The sequence below is a fragment of the Lactimicrobium massiliense genome, assembly GCF_900343155.1.
GTDB lineage: Bacteria > Bacillota_I > Bacilli_A > Erysipelotrichales > Erysipelotrichaceae > Bulleidia > Bulleidia massiliensis.
On the sequence record NZ_OUNG01000005.1, the window covers coordinates 53590 to 78103 of the forward strand.

19 protein-coding genes, 1 tRNA gene and 1 riboswitch are annotated in these 24514 nt (G+C 47.4%); of the genes, 17 read left to right on the plus strand and 3 right to left on the minus strand.

The features are described 5' to 3' along the window. Window positions 1-102 precede the first annotated feature (102 nt). Window positions 103-1590: an IS1182 family transposase gene (locus DHU66_RS09565; protein WP_108775921.1), complete on the plus strand. Its 1488-nt coding sequence runs from the start codon at window positions 103-105 to the stop codon at window positions 1588-1590. Window positions 1591-1730: 140 nt separating this feature from the next. On the opposite strand, the gene gltX is transcribed toward DHU66_RS09565, so the two are convergent. Continuing rightward, window positions 1731-3209, minus strand: coding sequence for a glutamate--tRNA ligase (gene gltX, locus DHU66_RS09570; protein ID WP_108775733.1), 1479 nt, complete (start codon window positions 3207-3209; stop codon window positions 1731-1733). Window positions 3210-3399: 190 nt separating this feature from the next. Between gltX and DHU66_RS09575 the strand changes: the two genes are divergently transcribed. The 13 genes from DHU66_RS09575 to DHU66_RS09640 all read left to right on the plus strand — a co-directional run bounded on the left by DHU66_RS09575 (window position 3400) and on the right by DHU66_RS09640 (window position 18001). Further along, the gene (locus tag DHU66_RS09575; RefSeq protein WP_135358357.1) at window positions 3400-4353 is read left to right on the plus strand and encodes a tetratricopeptide repeat protein; all 954 of its coding nucleotides are present in this window, start codon (window positions 3400-3402) and stop codon (window positions 4351-4353) included. A 156-nt stretch (window positions 4354-4509) separates the two neighbouring features. Next, window positions 4510-4582: transfer RNA gene (locus DHU66_RS09580), tRNA-Gln, on the plus strand. 622 nt (window positions 4583-5204) lie between these two features. After that, window positions 5205-6758, plus strand: coding sequence for an ATP-binding cassette domain-containing protein (locus DHU66_RS09590; protein WP_108775736.1), 1554 nt, complete (start codon window positions 5205-5207; stop codon window positions 6756-6758). Between the two features lie 87 nt (window positions 6759-6845). Continuing rightward, complete coding sequence (locus DHU66_RS09595; RefSeq protein ID WP_108775737.1) at window positions 6846-11477, plus strand: MSCRAMM family protein; 4632 nt, start codon at window positions 6846-6848, stop codon at window positions 11475-11477. Between the two features lie 59 nt (window positions 11478-11536). Further along, window positions 11537-11636: riboswitch (purine riboswitch) on the plus strand. Between the two features lie 72 nt (window positions 11637-11708). Then, window positions 11709-13079, plus strand: coding sequence for an NCS2 family permease (locus DHU66_RS09600; RefSeq protein ID WP_108775738.1), 1371 nt, complete (start codon window positions 11709-11711; stop codon window positions 13077-13079). A gap of 103 nt (window positions 13080-13182) precedes the next feature. Next, on the plus strand, window positions 13183-14139 hold the full coding sequence (locus tag DHU66_RS09605) for an HD domain-containing protein (protein ID WP_167836357.1): 957 nt from the start codon (window positions 13183-13185) through the stop codon (window positions 14137-14139). Beyond that, entirely contained in the window at window positions 14132-14731 is a 600-nt protein-coding gene (locus tag DHU66_RS09610; RefSeq protein ID WP_108775740.1) for an XTP/dITP diphosphatase, read from the plus strand. The genes DHU66_RS09605 and DHU66_RS09610 overlap by 8 nt, the downstream gene beginning before the upstream one ends. Further along, the gene (locus tag DHU66_RS09615) at window positions 14715-15416 is read left to right on the plus strand and encodes a TIGR01906 family membrane protein (protein WP_108775741.1); all 702 of its coding nucleotides are present in this window, start codon (window positions 14715-14717) and stop codon (window positions 15414-15416) included. Before DHU66_RS09610 ends, DHU66_RS09615 begins: the two co-directional genes overlap by 17 nt. Further along, on the plus strand, window positions 15413-15961 hold the full coding sequence (locus DHU66_RS09620; protein ID WP_108775742.1) for a tRNA (cytidine(34)-2'-O)-methyltransferase: 549 nt from the start codon (window positions 15413-15415) through the stop codon (window positions 15959-15961). The genes DHU66_RS09615 and DHU66_RS09620 overlap by 4 nt, the downstream gene beginning before the upstream one ends. Window positions 15962-15982: 21 nt before the next feature. Then, complete coding sequence (locus tag DHU66_RS09625) at window positions 15983-16180, plus strand: hypothetical protein (protein WP_108775743.1); 198 nt, start codon at window positions 15983-15985, stop codon at window positions 16178-16180. Between the two features lie 14 nt (window positions 16181-16194). Beyond that, window positions 16195-16653, plus strand: a complete 459-nt coding sequence (locus tag DHU66_RS09630) for a RidA family protein (protein ID WP_108775744.1) — start codon at window positions 16195-16197, stop codon at window positions 16651-16653. Beyond that, window positions 16622-17086 carry a competence protein ComK gene (locus tag DHU66_RS09635; protein WP_167836358.1) on the plus strand — a complete coding sequence of 155 codons (465 nt, stop codon included), beginning with the start codon at window positions 16622-16624 and terminating at the stop codon, window positions 17084-17086. Before DHU66_RS09630 ends, DHU66_RS09635 begins: the two co-directional genes overlap by 32 nt. A gap of 21 nt (window positions 17087-17107) precedes the next feature. Next, window positions 17108-18001 (plus strand): YitT family protein, encoded by an 894-nt coding sequence (locus DHU66_RS09640; protein WP_245309507.1) that lies wholly within the window; start codon window positions 17108-17110, stop codon window positions 17999-18001. Window positions 18002-18080: 79 nt separating this feature from the next. On the opposite strand, the gene DHU66_RS09645 is transcribed toward DHU66_RS09640, so the two are convergent. Beyond that, complete coding sequence (locus tag DHU66_RS09645; protein ID WP_108773885.1) at window positions 18081-19133, minus strand: IS1595 family transposase; 1053 nt, start codon at window positions 19131-19133, stop codon at window positions 18081-18083. Between the two features lie 127 nt (window positions 19134-19260). Further along, a complete protein-coding gene (trpS, locus tag DHU66_RS09650; RefSeq protein WP_108775746.1) occupies window positions 19261-20259 on the minus strand; it encodes a tryptophan--tRNA ligase in 999 nt (332 codons plus the stop codon). A gap of 328 nt (window positions 20260-20587) precedes the next feature. On the opposite strand from trpS, the gene DHU66_RS09655 reads away from it, so the two are divergent. The 3 genes from DHU66_RS09655 to recD2 are packed head-to-tail and all read left to right on the plus strand — an operon-like array spanning window position 20588 to window position 24449. Then, complete coding sequence (locus DHU66_RS09655; protein WP_108775747.1) at window positions 20588-21037, plus strand: Spx/MgsR family RNA polymerase-binding regulatory protein; 450 nt, start codon at window positions 20588-20590, stop codon at window positions 21035-21037. A gap of 21 nt (window positions 21038-21058) precedes the next feature. Further along, window positions 21059-22210 carry a tRNA 2-thiouridine(34) synthase MnmA gene (mnmA, locus tag DHU66_RS09660; RefSeq protein ID WP_108775748.1) on the plus strand — a complete coding sequence of 384 codons (1152 nt, stop codon included), beginning with the start codon at window positions 21059-21061 and terminating at the stop codon, window positions 22208-22210. Beyond that, the gene (gene recD2 / locus DHU66_RS09665; RefSeq protein ID WP_108775749.1) at window positions 22203-24449 is read left to right on the plus strand and encodes an SF1B family DNA helicase RecD2; all 2247 of its coding nucleotides are present in this window, start codon (window positions 22203-22205) and stop codon (window positions 24447-24449) included. The genes mnmA and recD2 overlap by 8 nt, the downstream gene beginning before the upstream one ends. Window positions 24450-24514 lie beyond the last annotated feature (65 nt).

The following is a 24514-nucleotide window of genomic DNA, read 5'->3' on the forward strand; positions in this document are numbered from 1 at the left end:
TCCTAATCAATGATTATGCGCTTTTTCTTCACATTTTGGTTGAAATACATGCATGCATGGTATACAATGTGTCTATACTCCGGAGGTGTCTTTATGCTCAGAATGATTGATATGCCCCAGTTGGATCTTGGCTCTTATAACGAGCTCTATGATATTCTGATCCCTGGAGATAACTTCTGGCGTCAGATGAACGAAACGATTGACTTCTCTTTTGTTGCTAAAGAAGTTCAGAACAACTACAGCGACTGTATGGGCAGAACTGCAGCTGATCCGGTACTGCTGTTCAAATATCTGCTTCTTAAGACCGCACGCAAACTCAGTGATCGTGATCTGATTGAAAGAGTCCGATATGACATGGAAATGAAATACTTTCTGGGCTACAGGCCTGAAGAAACTGAATTCATTGATCCGAGCCTGCTTACCAAATTTCGCAGAACCAGACTCAAGGATACCGATCTGCTGAATGTGCTGATTGGCAAGACTGTTGAAATCGGGAAGAAGAAAGGAATTATTCACGATCACGAAAAGATCATCGTTGATTCCACTCATACCAATGCACTCTACCAGCATATTTCTCCGCGTGAGGAACTGATCAGGCGGGCAAAGGAACTGAGAAAGTCTGTATATGCAGCGGATGAAACCATGAAGGACAGAATGCCGAAGAAGCGGGAAAGCAGCGGTCTTCTGGAGGATGAAATCGAATACTGCAAGGAACTGCTGGATCTGATCGCTTCAGATGAGCGGCTTCAGAAGATACCGGATATCCAGGAACGTCTCAATTACCTGAAAGAAGGAGTTGAAGACACGAGAGAACAGCTGGAATTTTCCAGAGATCCGGATGCGAAAGTGGGACATAAGACTGCAGACACTTCCTTCTTCGGGTATAAGACGCATATTGCCATGACCACGGACAGAGTCATTGTGAGTGCAGCAGTGACAACCGGAGAGAAACATGACGGAAAGCAGGCGGCAGATCTGATTGAGAAAGCAGAAAACGCAGGAGTAACCGTAGACGCTCTGATTGGTGATGGCGCATATTCCGAGAAAGACAATATTGAATACACCTCAGAAAAAGGAATTAAGCTGGCATCAAAGCTGAGTGAGAATGTTCTGCATGGAAGCCGGGAGAAAGAGTTTGAGTTCAACAAGGATGCCGGGATGTATGTATGCCCGGCAGGACATATGGCAGTCAGAAAAAGCAAAGGCGGTCAGGAGAAAGCAGCGAATGGTTCTGATACAAAAGTAGTTACCTATTTCTTCGATGTAGAGAAATGCAGAAACTGTCCTTTGCGAAACGGCTGTTACAAGGAAGGTGCGAAGTCTAAAATCTACTCGGTAAAGATCAAATCAGATACGCATATTGCTCAGATGGATTACATGAAATCAGATGAATTCAGAGAACTATATGCTGAGCGATACAAGATCGAGGCTAAGAATGCGGAACTGAAGCAGACCCTCGATTATGGAAATGCCCATGCGTGCGGAATGAGCGGAATGACGATACAGGCAGCAGTATCGATTTTTCTTGTGAACCTGAAGAGGATAAAAACACTGGAAACCAGCGTTAAGGGAGCACCAGATAAGGAATAATCCTTTATGACCGCACGATATTCCATTGAAAAGAAGAAAATCCCGGCCAGTATCAAAACCGGTCAGGATTTTCATCCAAAATTCCGTTTACAACCCCACTTTGTCAGCAGCCTCGCTTTTCAGCCAGTTTTACTAACTCATTAAGCCTGTTCAGCCGTTTCCTTTTCCAACTGTGCAATGGAAAGATCCAGACGGCGCAGCGTTTCTTTCTTACCAAGAATCTCGGCAATTTCAATCGCACCGCCAGGAGTAAACTGTTTGCCTGAAATGGCAAGACGCAGCGGGAACAGCACCTGTCCATTCTTCAGACCCATCTGCTTTGGCAATGCAAGCAGTACTTCGTGCAGATGATCCTGTGTCCAGTCTTTCTCATCAATCTTCTCCAGAGCCTCTTTTGCGGCTTTCAGAGAAGTCAGAGATACCGGCAGTGTTGTCTTCATCTTCTTGTTCACATACAGATCTGTACTGAAGGAAGGGAAGACATCAAAGAAATCGACCATCTCCGGAATCTCAGTCAGTGTGTTGGCACGCTGCTGCAGAATTGCCGCAATTTTCTTACCGTCAAAGTTACCCTTGACACCCTGTTCAATATACGGCTTGACCAGCTTGTAATAGCTGTCCAGATCCATATTGCGCAGCCACATGCCATTGATCCACTTCAGCTTTTCCGGATCAAAGATGGCGCCAACCTTACCAATACGCTTCACATTGAATGCTTTGGCAAGCTCATCCAGTGTGAAGATTTCACGGTCATCCTCTGGCGACCAGCCAAGCAGGGCAATATAGTTCAGAATTGCCTCAGGCAGATATCCCTTGGCAACCAGATCCTGGAAGGACGCATCACCATTACGCTTGGAAAGCTTATGATGCTCATCCTTCATAACCGGCGGGCAGTGAATATAGCGGGGAATATCCCAGCCGAAGGCATTGTAAATCAGATTGTACTTCGGCGTCGAAGACAGATACTCCATACCTCTGACAACATCTGTAATACCCATCAGATGGTCATCGACAACGTTGGCAAAATTATAGGTAGGGAAGCCATCACTCTTGATCAGAATCTGCTCATCCAGTGTCTCATTGTCAACTGTGATGCGGCCGAACACTTCATCATCAAAGGATGTTGTGCCTGTTTCCGGAATGGTCTGACGAATGGTGAAAGGCTCACCAGCCGCAATCCGCTTCTCTGCTTCTTCAACGGTCAGCTTCTTGCACGGATCATCATACTTGAAGGACTCACCGCGTGCTTCCTGCAGCTCTCTCTGGGCATTGATCATGTCCTCATCACAGAAACAATAATGTGCACCGCCCAGGCGGATCAGTTCCTTTGCATACTTCATGTACAGACCGCTCTTGACACGCTCAGACTGTACATACGGACCAACCGGACCGCCGACATCCGGTCCCTCATCATGATCCAGATGGCACTGCTTCAATGTCTCATAAATAATATCCGTTGCGCCTTCCACAAGTCTGCCCTGATCCGTATCCTCAATACGCAGAATGAAGACACCATTCGGATCCTTGCGTGCAACAAGATATGCATAAAGCGCAGTCCGCAGGTTGCCAATGTGCATGTACCCGGTAGGGGACGGCGCAAATCTCGTTCTAACTGTCATTTTTATACTCCTTTACCAACACGTATTTTACCGCAAACAGGCATAGATACAATCACAAAGACACTGCGTAGCTTGCGTGTTCCTGACAAACTTGTTAGAATCCTGATATCAGTACAGCGTTGGATTCATTATGTAATTTCCAAAATGCATATCATAATTAAGAGGCATATCAATGCCGGAAAGGATATCTATGAGCAGAGACACAGAAAAGATCATGAAAGAACTCTTCGGGTATATTGAGAAAAACGGCGGTGCTGAAACGGATGAGGATTTCAGGCGCATGGCAGATCAGTTCATCATGAATTACAACGCATCCATTCACGTTCAGCCAGGCTTGAATGAAGATACAGCCCAAACAAGTGATGACTGGATGGAGCTTGCGGAAGAGACGGATGATAAAGATGATGCGATCCGGTATGCGCGCAATGCGCTTTCACTGGATCCGGACAATCTGGATGCCGAAACAATGATTGCATTCAATACAGATCACGAAGATGTTCTCGATAATCTTCTTGCCATGCGTAAAGTCTGTGATCATGGCGAAAAGCTGATGAAACAGCATGGCTATCTGGACAAGGATGCAGGTGAGTTCTGGATGGTTCTGGAAACACGTCCTTATATCCGTGCTTTGAATATGCGGATGGAGCTGGAAATCTCCTGCGGTATGTATAAGCTGGCAGAGGCAACCGGTGAAGAAATCATCAGGCTCAATAACAATGACAATACCGGTGTACGTCTGGCCCTGATGAGTTTGTATGCCACAACATTGGATCAAAAACCGGCAGAAGAACTGATTGGAAAATTCAGTGAGTATGGTCCCGACAGCGGGATGCTGTTAGCACTGTCAGCTCTGTATTTCCGCCTTGGCAATTTTGTCAAAGCAGAAGAAACACTGAGAGAACTGCAGCACAGAAACAAAGATACCCGCCGCTTCTTCAAAGCAATCACAGACCAGAAGCTTGATGATTACCGTACGGATGAAATGTCGTGGGGATATGAACCTGGCACTATATCAGAATTGATCACCATATATGATGAATCATCGTTCTTATGGCAGTCAGAAGGGATCATCTCCTATTATCTATGGGCAGCACAGGAACTTAAGCCGCATAGGAAGACAAAGAAAAAAAGAAACTATAGATGACAGAGAATGATTTCTGCAATGATGGAACTGGGGAAGATGCTTGTATGCAGTATCTTCCTTTCTTTATGTATCAGTGACGGTCTGCCTAGATTTTTGTGAGAATGTAAAATACAGCATTGCATTTTCGAAAACCGATGGTACAATAATATCTGCTGTTGGGATATAGCCAAGCGGTAAGGCAACTGGCTCTGAACCAGTCATTTCGGGAGTTCGAATCTCTCTATCCCAGCCTGAAGATTCCTGAGTTATTGCTCAGGAATTTTTATTTTGCAAAAAAGGCTTAAATAAAGTCTTTTTCAGCTGTTTTGGTGTGAACGTGCTACAGGCGGATTTTGGAAAATTTGCTATTATTTTCTATATTTTGCCGAAAAATTTTGACTTTTTTTGTTTCTCTTTTTTTGCGTTTTGGTTTTTTTTGCTTTTTGTTTAAATAGATTGTCAGCACAAAACACGCATCAAAAAAGGCATCCGTCCGGGATTTCGCCCTGGATCAGATGTCTGATTTTCGTTACTTCCACGCCTGCGCGCAATTTATTCTGATCGGAACCGATGTATTGCTGGCAAGCCCTGCTGACCTCAATCATGTTTCATTCGTCTTCATTGAGCAAGATACCGAAGATGCCAGCCAGTTTCATCATTGGATTGTAAACAGTGTGACATGGATCCGCAGAATCGGAAATTTGACACGGTTCTTTTGGTATGGTATAATCTTCGCCCGTAGAAAGGCCTGAGCAATCAGGAAGTGATAGGCATGCGCAATTAAGTTCTGCTGGTAAATGAATTGACTCCTGGCATTTGCCCGCGTAATCTGCTGTGTTTTCAGCTTATTGTGGGAGTAGAACGGAGTGTGCATGTTACAAATCAATCATCTTACAATTATATGCCGCAGTGATCTGCGCAGTCTGGTCACTGACTTTTCTCTTACCCTGAATGAGGGTGATGTATGTGCCCTGATTGGTGAGGAGGGCAATGGCAAATCAACGCTGCTGAAATGGATGTATGATCCTTCGCTTGTGAAGGATTATGCGGATGTATCAGGATCTTTTTCCTGCTCGTTAAAGAAAGGATATCTGACCCAGATTCGAGAACATGATCCTGGCACTGTGTATGAATATCTGTGTGAGGAACCCCTGTTCTGCTATGCAGCTTCTGATGAGATTGCCTCTGTTGCATCCAGTGTGAATCTGCCGGTAGAGATGTTCTATTCTGATCAGATGATGGATAGCTTATCCGGTGGCGAAAGTATCAAGATCCGCATGAGCCGGCTCTTATTTTCAAAAGCACAGTTATTACTGCTGGATGAGCCTTCCAATGATTTGGACCTTGAAACATTAAACTGGCTGCAGAAATTTCTGGTTTCCTGTCCGGATCGTATCATTGTGTATGTATCGCATGATGAGGTTCTGTTGCGCCATACGGCCAACAAGATCGTGCATATGGAACTGTTAAAGGCAAAGCAGACAGCACGGATCACCGTGGCAGGATGCGGTTATGAAGACTATCTGCAGCAGCGTGCATTGAATCTGCATCATCAGGATGCTCTGGCTGTCAGTGATCAGAAGAACTATACAAAAAAGATGGAGAAGTACCAGCGGGTCCGCCAGCAGGTGGAACATGATCTGCGCAATGTGTCTCGCCAGGATCCCCATACCGGTCAATTGCTGAAAAAGAAGATGCACAGTATCAAGGCACAGGGAAAACGGCTGGATCAGGTAAAAGAGAATATGCATCAGAAGGTGGAAACAGAAGAGGCAATTCTGTTCTGTTTTCCTGCAGACACTGCCATTCCCAATGGCCGCATGGTACTGGATCTGCATCTTTCCCAATTATGCATTGATGGACATGTGCTGGCTCAGGATATCTCTTTGACAGTGCGCGGTCCTGCTCACCTTGCCATCATTGGCCGCAATGGCTGCGGCAAGACAACCCTGATGAAAGAGATTTATACTCAGTTGAAAGCAGATCACCGTCTGCGGATTGGCTGGATGCCGCAGAACTATGATGAGGTTTTAAACGAAGACGACACTGCCATTTCCTTTTTGTGTCCTTCTGGCAAAAAAGAGGAAGTGACACATGCCCGGCAGATGCTTGGAGCGATACGGTATACAAGTGAAGAGATGGAACGTCCGATTCGTACTCTCAGCGGCGGCCAGAAGGGTAAAATCCTTCTGCTGAAGATGCAGCTGGAACATGACAATGTCCTTCTGCTGGATGAGCCTACCCGGAACTTTTCGCCGCTTTCAGCACCTGTGATTGCCTCCACAGTGGCATCCTTTCCCGGCACGGTCATCATGGTCTCTCATGACCGCTCCTTCCTTGCCAAAACAGCCAGTCAGCTGTTCAAGCTGGATCTACATGGTCTGCACCCATGTGATCTGGCGGTACTGGCGGACAGTGACGATTGAAATCTCTTTTGGAATACGTATGATGTAGACATGAGGAATCGGAGAAATACCGGTTCCTTTTCTTGTTGTAGGAAAAAGGAGGGAAGTATGCACAAGAAGTGTAAGGGAATGCTGAAAATGCTTGGTGCATTCCTGCTGCTGGGCAGTGGGATGGCACCCATCCAGGCAGAGGAGAGTCCTGATCCCATCAGCTCTTTTCCAGCTGAGCAAAGTCAGGAACAGACACTAGAACAGAACGAACATATGCTCATCCGTGCGGATGGCATCGGTACGATCCGCATTGTCAGAAGTGATGGCTCTGAAGAAGTTCTTTCTGTTTCGGACGAAGTGCCGCTGGATACTGAAATTGCCGGTGCCATGGATGAGGAAATCACAATTTATGCTGAGGGAGATGAAGGTCTTGTGACTGCCATGTGGGGCATGTTCAATAGCGATGGCAGTACAAAGACCATTGGTGATGGCATGGCTGTCAGTGAAGAGGCATCTGTTGTCTTTGGACATACAAAGATGATGCAGCTTAGCTTTGCCACCAAAGAACAATCGCAGGCATTTCACTATGGCACTTTGCCCAGGCGAAGAAGACTGGCAAGAGCATTAGCACCATCATCGTTTGCCAATGCAAAGCAGGGTGATACCTTCACCGGCAGACTCACACTGTCCAATGAAGATATCTATGCCAACCGCTTCCATGTCAGCTGGCTTGATGGCGGCCTGGCAGAGATTTCTCATCTGTTTACAAACGGCGAAATCATGCTGCACTGTCTGAATCCCGGCGGCATTGGACCAACTAAAGATATTTCCGTCTATGGCATGTATGCACCAGTCTATCACACCTACCATGCCGAGATTACCCGACTGGACCGCAGCACCGGTACCATTGCCATCTCCATGTACACGGATCCGCTGCTCTCTCCGCGCGGCCGTCCGCTTACCGGATACAACAATGGTGTCACCGTAAACTATCAGACCGTTGGCCGTACCGTGCAGTATGGCGGCGAGATTGAGCTGACCATGCCGGAAGGAAGTGCAGAAGTTGTGAAAAAAGATCCTTCTGGTGCCGGTGTTGCCGGGGCAAGACTTGGTCTGTTTCAGAAAGATCGCCTGATAGAAGAATGGATCAGCGATGGCAGTGTGCATGTTGTCAAAACCGCACCCGGGACATATGAACTGCGTGAGCTGGAAGTACCCAGAGGCTACATCAAGGCAAAGCCTGTTACGGTTGTGGTCAATGCTGGTCAGACAGCATCCTGCCAGATGAAAGACGGCCGTTTGAAAGTTGTGAAAACGGATGCTGTGACCGGTGAGCCGTTGATTGGGGCTGTCTTTGAAGTGCGCAGGCAAGATGGCAGTGTGGCAGACAGATGGACTTCCGATGGCAGTGACCACTGGGTGGAAAATCTGGAAGAAGGGAACAGATATACACTTGTGGAGACCAGTGCGCCGCAAGGCTATCAGAGTGCACCACCGGTCACTTTTACAGCTGCTTGTGACAAAGAAATTGTGATTCCCGTTGCCAATCAGCCAAAGCGGATCCGTGTTTCCTTTTCCAAACAGGACCGCTATGATTCATCTGTCAAGCTTGCCGGGGCAGAGTTCACACTGTTCCATGAAAATGGCACGGTTGCCACCATGACAAATGGTCAGCCGGCAAGAGCGCTGACTGATGAAAATGGAAACTGTTCATTTGAACTGTATTACCACCCATCCTATACAAGCTTCTACGCTATGGAAACCAGGGCACCGGATGGCTATCTTGGCGACAATGGTGCCAGGATTGAACTGGGCAGTGCTTTGGAGCGGATTGATCATCCTGTGCACAAAGTGCTGACAAATACAGCAGACACATCCATCCAGATTCATAAGGTGGATGCCATTGCCGGCAGGGCACAGGGAGATGCCACCCTTGCCGGAGCCATCTATGATGTGTATGATGCAAAGACCAATCAGAAAATTGATGCACGCATTACTGGTACCAATCAGTTTGTAATCAAAGCGGATGGCTCATCCAACATCATCCGCGGTCTGCCGTTTGACCGTGACTACTATGCCATTGAGGCAAAAGCACCGGAAGGATATCTGCTTTCCCAAGAAAAGATCATGCTTTCTCTTTCCAAGACGGTGAAAGTTGGCAATCGTCGGTCCATTGATGCCCAGGCCAAAGAGAATCCGGTATCTGGAAAACTTGGCATCTATAAGCATTACAATAAGAAACCGGGTTCTGAGATTGATGACAAACCGGAAGAAGGCGCCGTCTTTGCAGTCGTGCTGAAAAAGTATGTCGAGCAGTATGGTTCAGTGTCAGAAGCGATCCAGCACAAGGATCAGTTTGCAGCGATGGAATATGACATCATGACAACAGGTAAAGACGGCCGTGCCGCTTCAAAGGACCTTGCCTATGGCACCTATCTTGCCGCACAGATTCATGCCGTGGATCAGGAAGCAGAAATCTGCCGGGATGTGTATGAATTCCGTATTTCCGGCACCCAGAACAATCCGATTCAGCATGTATCCTTTACCAATGATGAAAAGGAATATGCCCTGCAATTGATCAAGACAGATGGGAAAACCGGCAGGTATATCACGTACCGTTCGGCTGCCTTCAAGATCAAGCAGATCCAGGATGGCTCCGGCAAACCTATGAATGTCTATGTGACCCAGAAAGTCGGCCTGCGCAATGTGGATACATTCCGAACAGCATCATCGCAGCTGTTTCTGCCAACCGGTACCATCTATGCAAGTTATGAAGAAAAGGGCACAGTCACGACGCCACTGAAAGTCAAAGCAGGCATCTATCTGATTGAGGAAGTGGAAACACCGGCAGGTTTTGTGAAAACCAGCCCGCTGCGCATTGAAGTCAAAGCATCCGGCATCAGTGAAATCAAAGAGGATGGAACCCAGATTGTACGCAGAGAGATTGTCAATCAACCGGTCTATGGTCGTCTGCATCTGCGGAAGAAAATCGAAGAGATCAAGTCGGATGTATCTCTTGTCAAGCCGCAGGATCTTTCCAAAGTCAGATTCGGCATGTACGCTGCAGATACGATCATTGATCCGGCAGATGGCAGTATCCTGCTGCACAAGGGCGAACTGTTCTCTTCGTTCTATCTGAACAGTGATGGCACATACCTTCTGGATCAGATCCCGCTGGGCAGCTACGATCTGAAGGAACTGGAAGCACCGGCAGGCATTCTGCTGGAGAAGAAGTCATTTCCCATTGTCATTTCACAGACGGATGAAACCACAGAGATCTATGATGTGCAGCTCCAGGTAACCAATCAGCTGACATATCTGGAAATTGTCAAAGAAGATATGAATGGCCAGGTCTTAACTGGAGCAAAACTGTCACTGCGGCGGGCATCAGATCATCAGGAGGTTGCTGCATGGGTATCGGGCAGGGATCCCTTTGTCATCACCGGTCTTGATCCTCAGGAAACCTACATCCTGTATGAGCTGGAAGCACCAGAAGGCTATGTCCGCCTGAAAGAATTTGATGTCAGCCAGCCAGGTACGCCAGGCCGTCATCGGCTTGCGGTCAAAAACACACAGGTGACAATCTCCAAGGAAGATCTCGGCGGCCAGGAAGTCAAAGATGCCCATATGAGCGTCATTGAAAAAGATACAGGAAAAACAGTTGATGCATGGATCAGTGACGGCTCTTCCCATGCCATCATCAACCTGGAAGAAGGAAAAGAGTATATTCTGCATGAAAATCTGGCCCCGGCAGGATATGCAAAGGCAAATGACATTCCTTTTACGCCTTGCAAAGAGAATCTGCATCTTTCCATGAAGGATGTAGAGACAACGATTGAGAAGATCGATGATGAAGGCAGTCCTTTGTCTGGCGTCACTTTTGAAATCATGGATGAAGAAGGCAATGTCGTTGATACATTCATCTCGGATGGCACAGAGCAAAAACTTTCCAATCTTATCGTTGGCAAAACCTATACGCTGAAGGAAACAGCAGGCCTGAACGGATACTATGGCATCAAAGAAAAAGTGTTTACGGTTGAAAAAGACAAAGATCTGCATCTGGAGATCGTCAATGCAAAGATCCGGTATGACGTTGAAAAGATTGATGATGAAGGCAGACCGGTCATTGGCGCTGTGCTGCAATTGTATGAACAGGAAACAGGAGAACTGCTGGAAAGCTGGCAAACGGCAAATGAGAACCACCGGATCCAGACCGCACTGCAGGCTGACAAAGATTACCGGATTCATGAAGAGAAGATCATCAATGGTGTGTACCGCGCATCTGACCTTTTGTTCCATGTTGAAACGGAAGGTACGGGTGAGCCAATCTGTCTGCAGATGGTAGATGCAATGGCACCAGTTGAAATCCGTAAATGCGATGAGAATGGAAATCTGCTTGCTGGGGCAAAACTGGCAGTGATGGAAATTGATGATGATGGCAGTGAAAAAGAAGCTGTCCGTTTTGAAACTGACGTGCACAACGCATTCGATCTGACATCCTATGTAAGCACGGAAAAGAAGTATGTGCTGCGGGAACTGGAAGCACCAAAGGGATATCTGAAAGCACAGGATATTCCGTTTGTAGTAATGGGAACAAAGGAGAATCCACAGGTGATTGTCATGACAGATGCCTTGGAACCACGTATTCCGGTGACCACAGGCATTTCTTCCCATACGGCATGGCGGATCCTGATGGCAGGGGCATGTGCAGTGCTTGCCGTGGTATTTGTTACAAAACGCCTACATTAATGCAGTACTTTTCTGAAAATGAAGATGTGATTTTCTTGTGAACAGTGGCATGAATGCTATAATACTTGTGTCCTGCATATCGTATATGCTTTCGGATTGGCGAAAGTGTTTCTACCTGGCTGCCATAACAGCCGGACTACGATGTTCACAAGAAACATGAGCTGCGTTATGGGGATAATAGCGCAGCTTTTTTGTTTTTCACGGTATGTCGGGCAAGGAAAGAGGGGCTATATGCTAGAAAAAATCTTCAAACTCCGTGAGAACAACACAACAGTCCGTACAGAACTCATTGCTGGTCTTACAACCTTCATGACGATGGTTTACATCCTGGCACTCAATCCAACCATTCTGAGTGCTTCAGGCATGGATGCCGGTTCTGTTCTGACTGCTACAGCAGTCGCATCTGCCATTGCCTGCTTCTGCATGGCAGCATTCTCCAACAAGCCGTTTGCACTGTCTGCCGGCCTTGGCCTGAATGCTTACTTTGCGTACACCATCTGCGGCACAATGGGCTATTCCTGGCAGGCTGCATTAACAGCAGTATTGATTGAAGGCATCATCTTCATCATCCTGTCACTGACGAACATCCGTGAGGCAATCTTCAATGCCATCCCTGGTCCGCTGAAGGTCGCTGTCTCTGTTGGTATCGGTATGTTCATCACGTTCATCGGCCTGCAGAATGCACATGTCATTGTAAACAATGATTCCACACTGGTCGGTCTGTTCTCTTTCAAGAGTGCACTGGCTGATGGTACCTTCTCCAGCGAAGGCATCACGATTCTGCTGATGCTGATCGGCACAATCCTGATCTTCTATCTGCTGAAGAAGAACGTCAAAGGCTATATGCTCTGGGGCATTCTTGTCACATGGCTGCTTGGCATCATCTGCCAGCTGTGCGGTCTGTACAAGCCGAATCCGGATGCTGGTTTCTATTCTGTTCTGCCGACTGCAATTGTTTCCGCACCAGCTTCCATGGCACCGACAATGTTCAAGTTTGACTTTGCCTTCATTGCCGAACATCCGATGGATTTCTTTGTTATGATGTTCTCCTTCCTGTTTGTCGATGTATTCGATACGCTGGGAACTGTCATCGGCTGTGCTTCCAAGAGCGGCATGCTCGATGAAAACGGCAAGCTGCCTGGCATCAAGGGCGTTCTGCTGGCAGATGCCGTTGGTACAGTTGTTGGTGCCTGCTGCGGTACTTCTACCATCACAACATTCGTTGAATCTTCCTCCGGTATTGCCGAAGGCGGCCGTACAGGGCTGACATCCGTTACAACCGGTGTTCTCTTCCTGCTGGCACTCTTCCTGAGCCCGCTGTTCCTGACCGTCCCGTCCTTTGCAACAGCACCGGCTCTGATCGTTGTCGGCTTCCTGATGATGCAGCAGGTATCCAAGATTGACTGGAGTGATCTGGTTGATGCAATCCCGTGCTTCATCTGCATCACCATGATGGCCTTTGCGTACAGCATCTCTGAAGGTATTTCCTTCGGTGTCATCTCCTGGGTCATTCTGCACCTGCTTAGCAAGAAGACAGATGAGACATCCGTACTGATGTATGTACTGGCTGTCATCTTCGTGATCAAGTACTTCCTGATCTGAGCGGACAAAACATCTGATTATCCAACAGCGGTGGGACAAAATCCTGCCGCTGTTTTATAATGGTCACACGATGGACGAACTGCTTTCTCTATATGCAAACGTGATGCCGGAAGATCTTTATGAACTGGCGGGAACAAATGCCATGCGCAGACTGCAGCGCATTGATATGAACTGCGGTATGAACTACACATCTTATCCGCTGTTTCAGCATATGCATGCATATTCTCGCTATACCCACAGCCTTGGCACCGCACTGCTCGCAATCCGCTTTCATCAAAGCAAAGAAGCCGTATGTGCCTGTCTGTTTCATGACATCTCTACACCGGTATTTTCTCATGTCATCGACTTTGTCCATCAGGACTATCTGAAGCAGGAATACACCGAACAGGCAGGAGAACGGATCATCCGCAGCGATCCTGACATTCCAGCAATTCTTTCCAGATATGGCATTGCTCTTTCAGGAACACTGGACTATCACCGCTATCCGATCTGCGACAATCCAACCGGCCGTCTCAGCATTGACCGGCTGGAATATACACTTGGCAACATGATCAACTATGGCTTTGGCACCCTGTCTGAGGCACAGTGGATTCTGTCTGATCTTGCGATGGAGAAAGATGAGCTTGTCTTTATCCACAGCCTGCCAGCTATTCTGTTTGCAAAGCGCAGCCTGCAGTGCGGTCAGATCTATGCGTCCGATTTTGACCGCTATGCCATGCAGATCCTGGCCGAAATTGTCCATGACGCTCTGCAGGATGGCATTGTCAAAGAAGAGGATCTGTATACAGATGAGCCGGCATTTATTCAGCTGCTGTGCAAAGATGAAACATACCACCAGCGCTGGATCAATTTCTGCCATCTGTCCGCAGTCTATCCATCTTGTGCAGATGATCCCCATGCCCGGTGCATCCCTGCCAAAAAGCGCTGGATTGATCCCATGGTAAAAAACACGGGAAGAGTCAGTCAGATCGATGCAGGTATCAAGAAGGAGATTGCTGCATTTATGGCAGCAGATCAGAACAAATATTTCAGTGACAGAAAGGAACGAACTCATGAGTGAAGAAAAAGTAATTGTTGTCGCAAGTACAAACAAAGGAAAAATCCGTGAATTTGAACAGATGCTGAATCCAAGAGGCTATATTGTCAAGAGTCTTGCTGATTTTCCGGATATGCCTGAAATCGAAGAAAACGGCACGACTTTTGAAGAAAATGCTGTAATCAAGGCAGATGCTGTAACCAGGCGCTATGGCATCATGGCCATTGCGGATGACAGCGGTCTGTGCATTGATGCCTTTGGCGGTGAACCAGGTGTCCACAGTGCCCGGTATCTTGGCCATGATACGCCCTATGACTATAAGAACAAAGTCATCCTGGAACGCATGGCCAATGAAACCAACCGCGGCTGCCACTATACATGTGCCATTGCCGTGACAAGACCAAACCAGAAGCCGGTTGTCTTCTCAGAAATCTGTGAATGCGAGATTGCCAGAGAGCCGAAGGGTGAAAACGGTTTTGGGTATGATCCGATCGTTTACTATCCGCCGCTCCACAAGACGATGGCAGAAATGACCAAAGAAGAAAAGAATTCCATCTCTCACCGCGGCAAAGCAGTTAGCAAGCTGGAAAAGTGGCTTGATGAAGAAAAACTGTAATATCTTTTGCGGTCTGCTGTTCTTTCTGCTTTCTGTTGTTCTCATCCTGAGTGCTGTGCAGATGTGCTGTTTCAGCAGAAGCTTTTATGCCAAAGAGCTGAACAGCGAAGAAGTGGAAGAGAATACAGGCATGGCCAGCAAAGATGTCATTGCCGCTGCTGATGTTCTTCTGGACTATCTTCAAAACAAGCGGGATGACATCATCATTGAAGCACAGGTTAATGGCAGTACGCAGGAAGTCTTTAACGATCGGGAAACAGCCCACATGGTCGATGTGAAAGACCTGTATCAGAAAACACTGCTGGTGCGCAATATCCTTGCTCTCGGTACTGCCGCAGGCTTTGCCATCCTGCTGATCAAGGCAAAGAATGGCCGTCAGAAACTGCTGCAGAAAGGTTATCAGGCAGGCATTTCCCTGACATTGCTTGTGATTGTCTTCCTTGCGATCTGGATCATGGGTGACTTTTCAGATTTCTGGTATGATTTCCATGAACTGCTGTTTACAAAGAATGATTACTGGCTGCTGAATCCCAATTCTTCCATCATGATCAATATGTTTCCGCAGGACTTCTTTGAACACCTTGTCCTGCGCATCTGCGTCTTCAGCAGCGGTCTGCTGGCGCTGCTTGGCATTCTGCTGTGGATGCCATGGCACACACTGTATACAAAGAAGGTGAAAGCATGATCCACGTCGTCCTCTATGAACCGGAAATCCCGCAGAACACAGGCAATATCATGCGTACATGCAGTGCTTTTGGCATCTGCCTGCACCTGATCGAACCGCTTGGCTTCTATATGGATGACAAGCATCTGAAAAGAGCAGGCATGGATTACATCAAAGATCTGCAGTGGGATATCTGGCATGACTGGCCATCGTTTATCCAAAGCCATCAAGGTGCCATGTACTATGTCACCCGCTATGGCTCTCACAGGCCTGACAGTTTTGATTATCGGAAAGATCAGGCGGATGGAAAAGATATTTATCTTGTCTTTGGCAAAGAAAGCACTGGTATCGACAAGCAGATTCTGAGAGAAAATCTGGATCACTGCATCCGCATTCCGATGGTCCCCAATGCGAGAAGCCTGAATCTTGCCAATTGTGTTGCTCTGATGGTATATGCGGTAGAGGAGCAGCTGGATTTCCCGGGCTGTTCACAGACGGAAGTTATCAAGGGAGCAGATTTCCTTGAAAAGCACTCTGATGGACAGCATCACAGTGGTTGGCTATGATGGAAAGGCAGTGAAGGAAATATGCTGGAATCGCTGAATGACTATTTGTCGCTTGCCGTCATGGTGATATTCTGTGTGATCGGCTTTGTACTTCTGGTTTCTTTCCTGCATGGCAGTCATACAAGCAAGTCTAAGAAAAAGAAAGACCGCTATTATGCATTCTGGAAAGATATCAGTGATGGCCGGAATGAGAACGATGACGATCTTTTCTTCTTCTGATCAGGAGGAAACCTATGATATTTGAAACGCTGCAGACCCAGGAGGCACCGCATGTTCAGGGAGCCTATTCACCGGCTCTTTCTGTCTGTGATTACATCTTTCTTTCCGGGCAGCTGCCGCTGGACAATGATGGCGCGATGAGCACGGGTGATATCAGCAGCCAGACCAGACGCTGTATCGAAAACCTGCAGCATCTTCTCGCCCTGCGGGGGCTGGATCTTTCCTATACCGTACAGGTACGTGTGTATCTTGCGGATATGAATGACTATGCTGCGATGGATCAGGTTTACCAGCAGATGTTTAAGGATCCCTATCCTGCCCGTACCGTGATCGGCGTCAATGCGCTGCCCATGGGCGCAAAGATTCAGATTGACGCCAGCGCAATGGACACAAGAGCCATGGAGATTCTGTGTGCGCAGGATGAACAGGAGACCAGCTGTCATGATGGCTATTGCAGCTGCAGGGAGAAGTAATATGGGACTTCCGGTCATGATGCAGTATGATCCTGAGACACAGCGGACATCGTTATTGTTTGAAGATGGAAACAAAGAGACAGTCACTGACAAGCCTCAGGTTTTTTTAGACCATCTGTGCATTCAGTATGGCAGCACCCGCAAGGGCAGGGAAGATGCCTACCGGGCATTGACAGGCTTTCATTGCAAAGCACCGGTTCTGCTGTCAGAGCGCCTCAATACCATTTATTTTCCAACTACATCTCCATCCAATCCGGACTGCGTCTGGCTGGATGCCTCCCGGCTCATTTCCGTCCACACCAAAAATCAGATATCTTCTCTTGTCCTTTTTTCATCAGGACTTAAAATAGAAGTCGGCGTTGATGTCAGAGTGATCCGGAACCAGGTAAAACGATGTGAAATCTTCCTGTCCAGCCTCTATCAGAAACGCTGAAGAATCTGGAAAGGAACCACTATGCGTCAAAATCCGATCGCTGCCGAAATTGACAGAATGCACTTTACCAAGAAGGATATCCAGTACATCGCTGTGATTATTGCCTCCAGCCTGCTGTATGCCTTTGGCATGAATTCCTTCGTCAAAAGCGGCAATCTGTTCCCAGGCGGCTTTGCCGGACTGTCTCGTCTCTTGTCTGCCGTATGCAATACATTTCTGCATATCAATATCAGTTTCTCTGTATTCTACTTCGTACTGAACTTCCTTGTTACCATTCTTGTCTTCCGCAGGATTGGCCACAAGTTCATTCTGTACTCCGTCATCTGGTATACACTGACATCTTTTTTCACCAGTGTACTCAAGCTGCCAGTCATCACCCATGAAATCCTGCTGATTGCGGTGTTTGGCGGACTGATCAACGGTTTTGCCATCGGCCTTGCCCTGCAGTCAAATGCCTCCAGCGGCGGCACTGACTTCATCGCGATCTGGCTGTCCATGAAATTCAACAAGGAAACATGGAACTACATGCTGGCAGCCAATGCGGTGATTCTGGTCATTGCAGGATGTCTGTATGGATGGTCGGTTGCCCTATATTCCATCATCTTCCAGTATGTTTCCACACAGGTCGTCAATATCATGCACCAGCGCTATAAGCTGACCACACTGGATATTGTGACCAATATGCCGGATGAAGTCTGCACTGCGATCTTCCATACATGCCGCCATGGCATCACCAAGATCAAGTGCGAAGGCGGCTTTACCGATCAGGTACACTGGATGCTGATCACGACGATCAATACCTATCAGCTCAAGGAAGTTGTCGAGAATGTACGCAAGGCGGATGAACATGCCTTCATTGCCATCAACAGTGTGGAAAAGATCTACGGCAACTACTACCAGAAGCCAATCGATTGATATTTACCGGCACTGCCGGTTTTTATTTACAAACGCTATTTTCAAAGATTTAGTTGATGAGGCTGTAAACACCAAAATATCATGAGCTATATGCCTCATAGAGGTTAATTGGCATTTTAAGCTTTGGGATCTCCGCACAGGTAAATGGAATCTGTTCAAACATTGTTTCCATGTATGCTTCTGATTTCCATTTGCGCATGTCCAGCCTGTACTTTAAATATTTCTTCATGACGATCCAATTCAAATAACCCTGGAGATGTCTTGTGCTGATACCATGTTTCTGCCTGATCATGTTTTTTAGCTCAGAGTGAAGCTCGTTTACTTCAGATACTGTATTGCCCTTTGGTGTTAAATAACCGTTAGATGGAATAATGTCACTGTTGAAGTGATTATCGCCCACGAAAGTTTGAATGCTATGGCTGTCATCACTGATAATTGTTGAATGCGCTGCGAAGTGAGAGCTGTATTGATTCAGAATTTCTGCACTCTCTCTGCCTAATCCTCCAATTTTAAAGAGAATATTGTCATGCTCATCAATAGCTGTTACCAGGCAGATCTTGTGATGGCTGGTGCCAGGTAAAGCACGCTTGGTTGAATGACGGCGATGCTTTCCACGCTGTTTGCTGAATCTTGGCATTTTATCCTTCCTGGTCCCTTTCAGGTTGATTTTGGTATAAGTAGGATCCAATTCAACATTTCCACTTAAGACCACATTATTCTGAATCTTTGCTGCAGCCTGATATAACTTGTGACGCATGTTGAAGCAGGTAGTAACTGATAAGCCTGTAGCTACACTCTGCTGAGTCAGAGTCATTCCGTTAAGCTCGCCAGAGATAAAAGTAGTCCAGATATCAAAGCTTGTTCTGGAATGAGTAAACATCGTACCTGTTGTTGCCATAAAAACAGATTTGCATTTTTTACATCTGTATTTCTGACGATTATGTGGGTTAAAGCCATTCTTAACAAAGTGAGTTGAACCACAATGAGGACATTTCTCAACATGCAAAGAGAGATTCTCGTAATTTGTTGTCGTACAGTTTACTTTCTCTCTGAATAGCTTTTCTAAACCAACACGAATGAATTCAATTTCGACAGGAGATAAAGAATTCAGGAAATTCTGATTAACGAGCATATCATCACCTCAACTGAAGTCATGATAAGTTATAGATATTAACTTGATGTACTTGTTCGGGTACATCAACTATTTATTTGAAAATAGCGTTTACAAAAAAAAGATCCCCGCAGGGATCTCAGTATGATTACTTGTCAATGATTTCCATGCCGATGGCACGCTGTACCTGATCCAGCTTCTTATTGGCAATCACATTTGCCTTGGCAGCGCCATCACGCAGGGTTGTCTCCAGAATATCCGAAGAAATGATGTCATTGTACTTTGCCTGAATGTTTTCCAGCAGGGCACATACATCATCCGCTACCGCACGCTTGAAGTCGCCATAGCCTTTGCCTTCAAACTGTGCCTCAATCTCACCAAACGGCCTGTCATTTTCCAACGATGACATAATCTGCATCAAGTTGGAGATACCTGGCTGATAGTCCGGATCATAGTGGACATGGGCCTCATTGTCTGTAACAGCACCCATGATCTTCTTTCTGGCTTTCTTGGGATCATCCAGCAGATAGACACAGCCCTTGGCGTTATTGTCTGACTTGGACATCTTCTTGCTTGGATCGTTCAGTGACATGATGCGGGCACCAACCTTACCGATCAGCGGTTCCGGAAGCTTGAACAGCTCGCCATAGCGGTGATTCATTCTGGCAGCCACATCACGGGTCAGCTCGACATGCTGTTTCTGGTCATCGCCAACCGGTACATAGTCAGGATCATACAGCAGGATATCCGCAGCCATCAAAGCAGGGTAGGTATACAGACCGCCGGACAGGTTCTTTTCACCCTTGGCCTGCTTGTCCTTGAACTGGGTCATACGGGAAAGCTCACCCATGTATGTATGGCAGCACATGATATAGCCAAGCTGGGCATGGGCTTTGACATCTGTCTGCAGGAAGATCGTTGCTTTCTTCGGATCCAGACCACACGCCAGATACAGGGCAACACAATCCTTCAGGTTCTTCTGCAGGGTCTTTGGATCCTGCGGAACCGTAATGCAGTGCAGATTGGCAATGAATGCATACATATCATAGTCATCCTGATAATCCACAAAGTGCTTCAATGCACCGATATACGAGCCCAGATGCAGCTGGCCTGTCGGCTTAATGCCGGAAAGCATTCTTTTCTTCATATGATTTACCTCTTTTCCAAAAGAAAAACGTCTCTTCAATGAAGGGACGCAGGAGACTTCTGATGCGCGGTACCACCCGTTCTTATCCACACAATCTGGATCACTCTTGGGATAACGGAACCGCCGTGTCAATATGACAATGCTCCAAGGCTCCAATGTCCGTATGATTGCCATGGCAGCTTTCACCAGTTCTGCCTCGCTGAACAAGGTTCCTATACGGACTGCACCTTTTCATAGCTCCTCAATTATTTCATATTTTTCAACTGTTTTCAATGGGCACGGATTTTCTTGACGCTCATGCTATAATACACGCATAGGGAGAAATGCCATGATTGTTGTATATACATCTCCGGGATGCGCCAGCTGCCGCAAGGTCAAGCAGTGGCTGAAAGACCGCAATATCCCGTTCATAGAAAAGAATATCTTCAAGATCCTGCTGAATGACAGCGAGATCAAGCATTTGTTGATGCGCAGTGAAAATGGAACGGATGATCTGATTTCCAAACGCTCCAAGATTATTCAGGAACAGCGCATCGACGTTGATTCGATGACGCTGGATGAACTGGTACAGTTTGTCCGGAAGAATCCAAGTGTTATGAAGCGGCCGATCATCATTTCCGAGAATAACTTCCAGGTTGGCTATGACGATGAAGAGATCGGTGTCTTTCTGCCGAAGGAGCTTCGTTCGATTGCCGCGCATCAATGTACACCGGACTGCCCGAATTACAAAGCATGCGGACAGGTCAGAGAGGGGAAGGAGTGCGAAAAGAGGCCGTGATGGCTTCTTTTGTTTTTGGATATGAAGAAAGTACTTGTTGGCCTTTCAGGCGGCGTAGACAGTGCCGTTGCTGCCTATCTTCTGCAGCAGCAGGGCTATGATGTCACCTGTGCCTTTATGCGCAACTGGGATTCTGCAGCCGAGGATGACTTTGCCGGCAATCCCACCATCAATGATCCCGTATGCCCGCAGGAAAGCGACTATAAAGATGCCCAGAGTGTCGCCGATGCCCTGGGACTGCCGCTGTTAAGAATTGATTTCATCAAAGAATACTGGGATGATGTCTTCAAGGAATTTCTCTCAGAATACCGTAAAGGCAGAACGCCCAATCCTGATATCCTGTGCAACCGCTATATCAAGTTTGACAGCTTTATGAAATTCGGCCAGAAACAGGGTTTTGATACCGTCGCTACAGGCCATTACGCAAAAAACGGCATCGAAAACGGACACGGCGTCATCCTGAAAGCCGATGACCGCAACAAGGACCAGTCCTACTTTCTCTGTGAAGTACACAGAGAAGTACTGGACCATGTTCTGTTCCCGCTTGGTGGCATTACCAAGCCGGAAGTGCGTGAGATCGCCGCAAAACTGAACCTGTCGATTGCCAAAAAGAAGGACAGCACCGGCATCTGCTTTATCGGAGAACGCCATTTCCGCCAGTTTCTGTCCAATTACCTGCCGATGAAACCAGGTCCGATTATCAATATTGTGACGGGTGAAAAGGTCGGTACTCATCAGGGTGTCCTGTATTACACGATTGGCCAGCGCAAGGGATTGGATATCGGCGGCATCGGTCCGTTCTATGTCATTGGCAAAAATGTTACTACCAATGAACTGTATGTCACAGATGAAGAACATCAGGACTGGCTGTACAGCGATGCCTGCATCGTCACCGGTGTCAATGTGCTGGCTGATCGCACACTGCCAATGGACTGTACTGCCAAGTTCCGCTACAGGCAGAGTGATAACGATGTCCATATCGAATGGCTTGATGACAGCACATTGAAAGTAACCTACCCGGAAACGATCCGTTCTGTTACGCCAGGTCAGGAAGCTGTCTTCTATGATCATGATGTCATGATCATGGGCGGCAAGATTGATGCAGTGTACCGGAATCAAGAAGACCTGATGGCAAAGATCCAGCAGAAGGCTGCAGGATACCACCATGGATGATTCCCTTGAAAAACTCAACGGGAAGCCCGTGCGCATCCTGTTCCGCAACAGTTCCAACTTCTATACGGTCATGCTGTTTCGCACCAGTGATGAAGAAGACAGAACATTGACGGTTACCGGTATCTGTCCCTCGATCCAGACCGATGTCATGTACAACATCTATGGCCGCTATGTCGAGCATCCCCGCTATGGCATCCAGTTTGCCCTGGAACATTACGAAGTCTCTTTGCCAAGTGAAGAGGAAGGGGTGATCCGCTTTCTGAGCGGGCCGTCGTTTCCTGGTATCGGCAAAAAGACCGCTGCTTCCATTGTTGAAGCACTTGGCCCTGACTGTCTGGAAGAAATCCGCCGGAATCCGGAAATTCTGCATCTCAAGACAAATCTCAATGACAAACAGATCAGTGCCATTGAAAGCGGGATGTCACAGTCTGATGAAGGGCTGTCTGAACTGTCACGTTTCCTGAATGTCTATGGCATTGGCTCCCGCAGCATCATCCGCCTCAACCAGGCATATGGCAAAGAAGCACTGCAAGTATTGAAAAATAATCCCTATCAGGCAGCGGAGGAATGCGACGGCTTTGGCTTTGCCACAGCGGATAAGATCGCAGCCTATCTTGGCTTTGCGCAGAATGATGACAGACGTCTGGAAGCACTGCTGATTGCATTAACGATGGATCTGTGTGTACGCAGCGGTGACAGCTATGTCGACAGTGATGATCTTGAACAGGCATTTGCAAAGAGTACAAAAGGGTTTGATGCAGACTATCCCAAATACCTGGATGCGGCAGTGGCACGTCATAAACTGGTCAATGCGGATGGCCATATCTATCCCATCACCCAGTATGAAGCTGAAACCGGCATCACCAATTTTCTCAATCATTTCCCGCTGGAAAATATCGATCCCGCAGATCCGCATACCGTAGAATCCGATCTGCAGTCGATCCAGGATAACTTCGGTATCGAATATGATGCAGTCCAGAAAGAAGCGATTCTTTCCATTCTTGACCATCCGGTACAAATTGTGACCGGCGGTCCAGGCACTGGCAAGACAACAGTGGTACGGGCAATGGTGAAGCTGTTTCATCTGCTGTATCCCGATGCCGCCATTGTCTGTGCCGCCCCAACCGGCAGGGCAGCCAAGCGGCTTTCTGAGCTTACCGGCACACCTGCGGCAACCATCCATTCCCTTTTGCAATGGGATCTCGATTCCAATACCTTTGGCAAAGATGAAGATGATCCCATCCAGGCAGATCTGCTTGTCATTGATGAGTTTTCCATGGTTGATGCATGGCTGTTCTATCATCTGCTCAAAGCAAGTGCACATGTGAAAAGGCTGTGCATCATCGGTGATGAAGACCAGCTGCCAAGTGTCGGACCAGGCTGTGTGCTGCGTGATCTGATTGCCAGTGAACGTTTTCCTTTGCTGCGGCTGGATCACATCTACCGTCAGAAGGAAGGCTCGGATGTGATTGCCCTGGCGCATCAGATCAAGACGGGCCATCCGGATTTCTCATCCCTGCAGCATGATATCGTCTTTTATCCATGCCGGGATGAAGAGATCAAAGACAATGTACTGGCAGTCGTGCGCAATGCCCTGGAGAAAAACTATACGGTCAATGATATTCAGGTGCTTTCACCAATGTACAAAGGAGCAGCCGGCATCAGCACATTAAATAATGCGCTGCAGATGGAACTGAATCCATATGCCCCTGAGAAAAAGGAACTGCGCCATGGCTACCAGATCTTCCGGGTAGGTGACAAGATCCTGCAGCTTAAAAATCAGCCGGATGACAATGTCTACAATGGCGATATCGGTATTCTTACGGATATCCTGGATGCAAAGCAGGTGGAAAGCCACCGCACTACGGTAGTGGTCAGCTTTGGTGATCATGAAGTGGAATACAGTGAAGAAAGTCTGGACCATATCACACTAGCCTACTGTATCTCTGTGCATAAGGCACAGGGCTCCGAATATCCGATTGTGATCCTGCCGATCAGCCGTCAGCATCAGTTCATGCTGCAAAGAAAGCTCATCTATACAGCGGTCACCCGTGCCAGAAGAAGCCTGGTCATCCTGGGTGATGAGGATGCCTTCATGAAAGGAGCGGCGACGCTGGAATACCATCCCCGTAAGACAGGCCTTGCCCAAAGACTGAAAAATGATGAAACAAGTGATGACAATCCATTTTTCACAGATGGCGATGGGGATGATCCCTTTGCAGGTGAGGATATTGCATAGTAATTAAAACAAATGAACGCATCAAAAAAACAGCGGTGAGACAAAGCTCATCGCTGTTTTCATTA

Excerpts from the sequence above, each read along its gene's own strand:
- DHU66_RS09565 (WP_108775921.1), top strand. The coding sequence starts at position 103 with ATGATTGATATGCCCCAGTTGGATCTTGGCTCTTATAACGAGCTCTAT.
- gltX (WP_108775733.1), bottom strand. The coding sequence starts at position 3,209 with ATGACAGTTAGAACGAGATTTGCGCCGTCCCCTACCGGGTACATGCAC.
- DHU66_RS09575 (WP_135358357.1), top strand. The coding sequence starts at position 3,400 with ATGAGCAGAGACACAGAAAAGATCATGAAAGAACTCTTCGGGTATATT.
- DHU66_RS09590 (WP_108775736.1), top strand. The coding sequence starts at position 5,205 with ATGTTACAAATCAATCATCTTACAATTATATGCCGCAGTGATCTGCGC.
- DHU66_RS09595 (WP_108775737.1), top strand. The coding sequence starts at position 6,846 with ATGCACAAGAAGTGTAAGGGAATGCTGAAAATGCTTGGTGCATTCCTG.
- DHU66_RS09600 (WP_108775738.1), top strand. The coding sequence starts at position 11,709 with ATGCTAGAAAAAATCTTCAAACTCCGTGAGAACAACACAACAGTCCGT.
- DHU66_RS09605 (WP_167836357.1), top strand. The coding sequence starts at position 13,183 with ATGCCGGAAGATCTTTATGAACTGGCGGGAACAAATGCCATGCGCAGA.
- DHU66_RS09610 (WP_108775740.1), top strand. The coding sequence starts at position 14,132 with ATGAGTGAAGAAAAAGTAATTGTTGTCGCAAGTACAAACAAAGGAAAA.
- DHU66_RS09615 (WP_108775741.1), top strand. The coding sequence starts at position 14,715 with ATGAAGAAAAACTGTAATATCTTTTGCGGTCTGCTGTTCTTTCTGCTT.
- DHU66_RS09620 (WP_108775742.1), top strand. The coding sequence starts at position 15,413 with ATGATCCACGTCGTCCTCTATGAACCGGAAATCCCGCAGAACACAGGC.
- DHU66_RS09625 (WP_108775743.1), top strand. The coding sequence starts at position 15,983 with ATGCTGGAATCGCTGAATGACTATTTGTCGCTTGCCGTCATGGTGATA.
- DHU66_RS09630 (WP_108775744.1), top strand. The coding sequence starts at position 16,195 with ATGATATTTGAAACGCTGCAGACCCAGGAGGCACCGCATGTTCAGGGA.
- DHU66_RS09635 (WP_167836358.1), top strand. The coding sequence starts at position 16,622 with ATGATGGCTATTGCAGCTGCAGGGAGAAGTAATATGGGACTTCCGGTC.
- DHU66_RS09640 (WP_245309507.1), top strand. The coding sequence starts at position 17,108 with ATGCGTCAAAATCCGATCGCTGCCGAAATTGACAGAATGCACTTTACC.
- DHU66_RS09645 (WP_108773885.1), bottom strand. The coding sequence starts at position 19,133 with ATGCTCGTTAATCAGAATTTCCTGAATTCTTTATCTCCTGTCGAAATT.
- trpS (WP_108775746.1), bottom strand. The coding sequence starts at position 20,259 with ATGAAGAAAAGAATGCTTTCCGGCATTAAGCCGACAGGCCAGCTGCAT.
- DHU66_RS09655 (WP_108775747.1), top strand. The coding sequence starts at position 20,588 with ATGATTGTTGTATATACATCTCCGGGATGCGCCAGCTGCCGCAAGGTC.
- mnmA (WP_108775748.1), top strand. The coding sequence starts at position 21,059 with ATGAAGAAAGTACTTGTTGGCCTTTCAGGCGGCGTAGACAGTGCCGTT.
- recD2 (WP_108775749.1), top strand. The coding sequence starts at position 22,203 with ATGGATGATTCCCTTGAAAAACTCAACGGGAAGCCCGTGCGCATCCTG.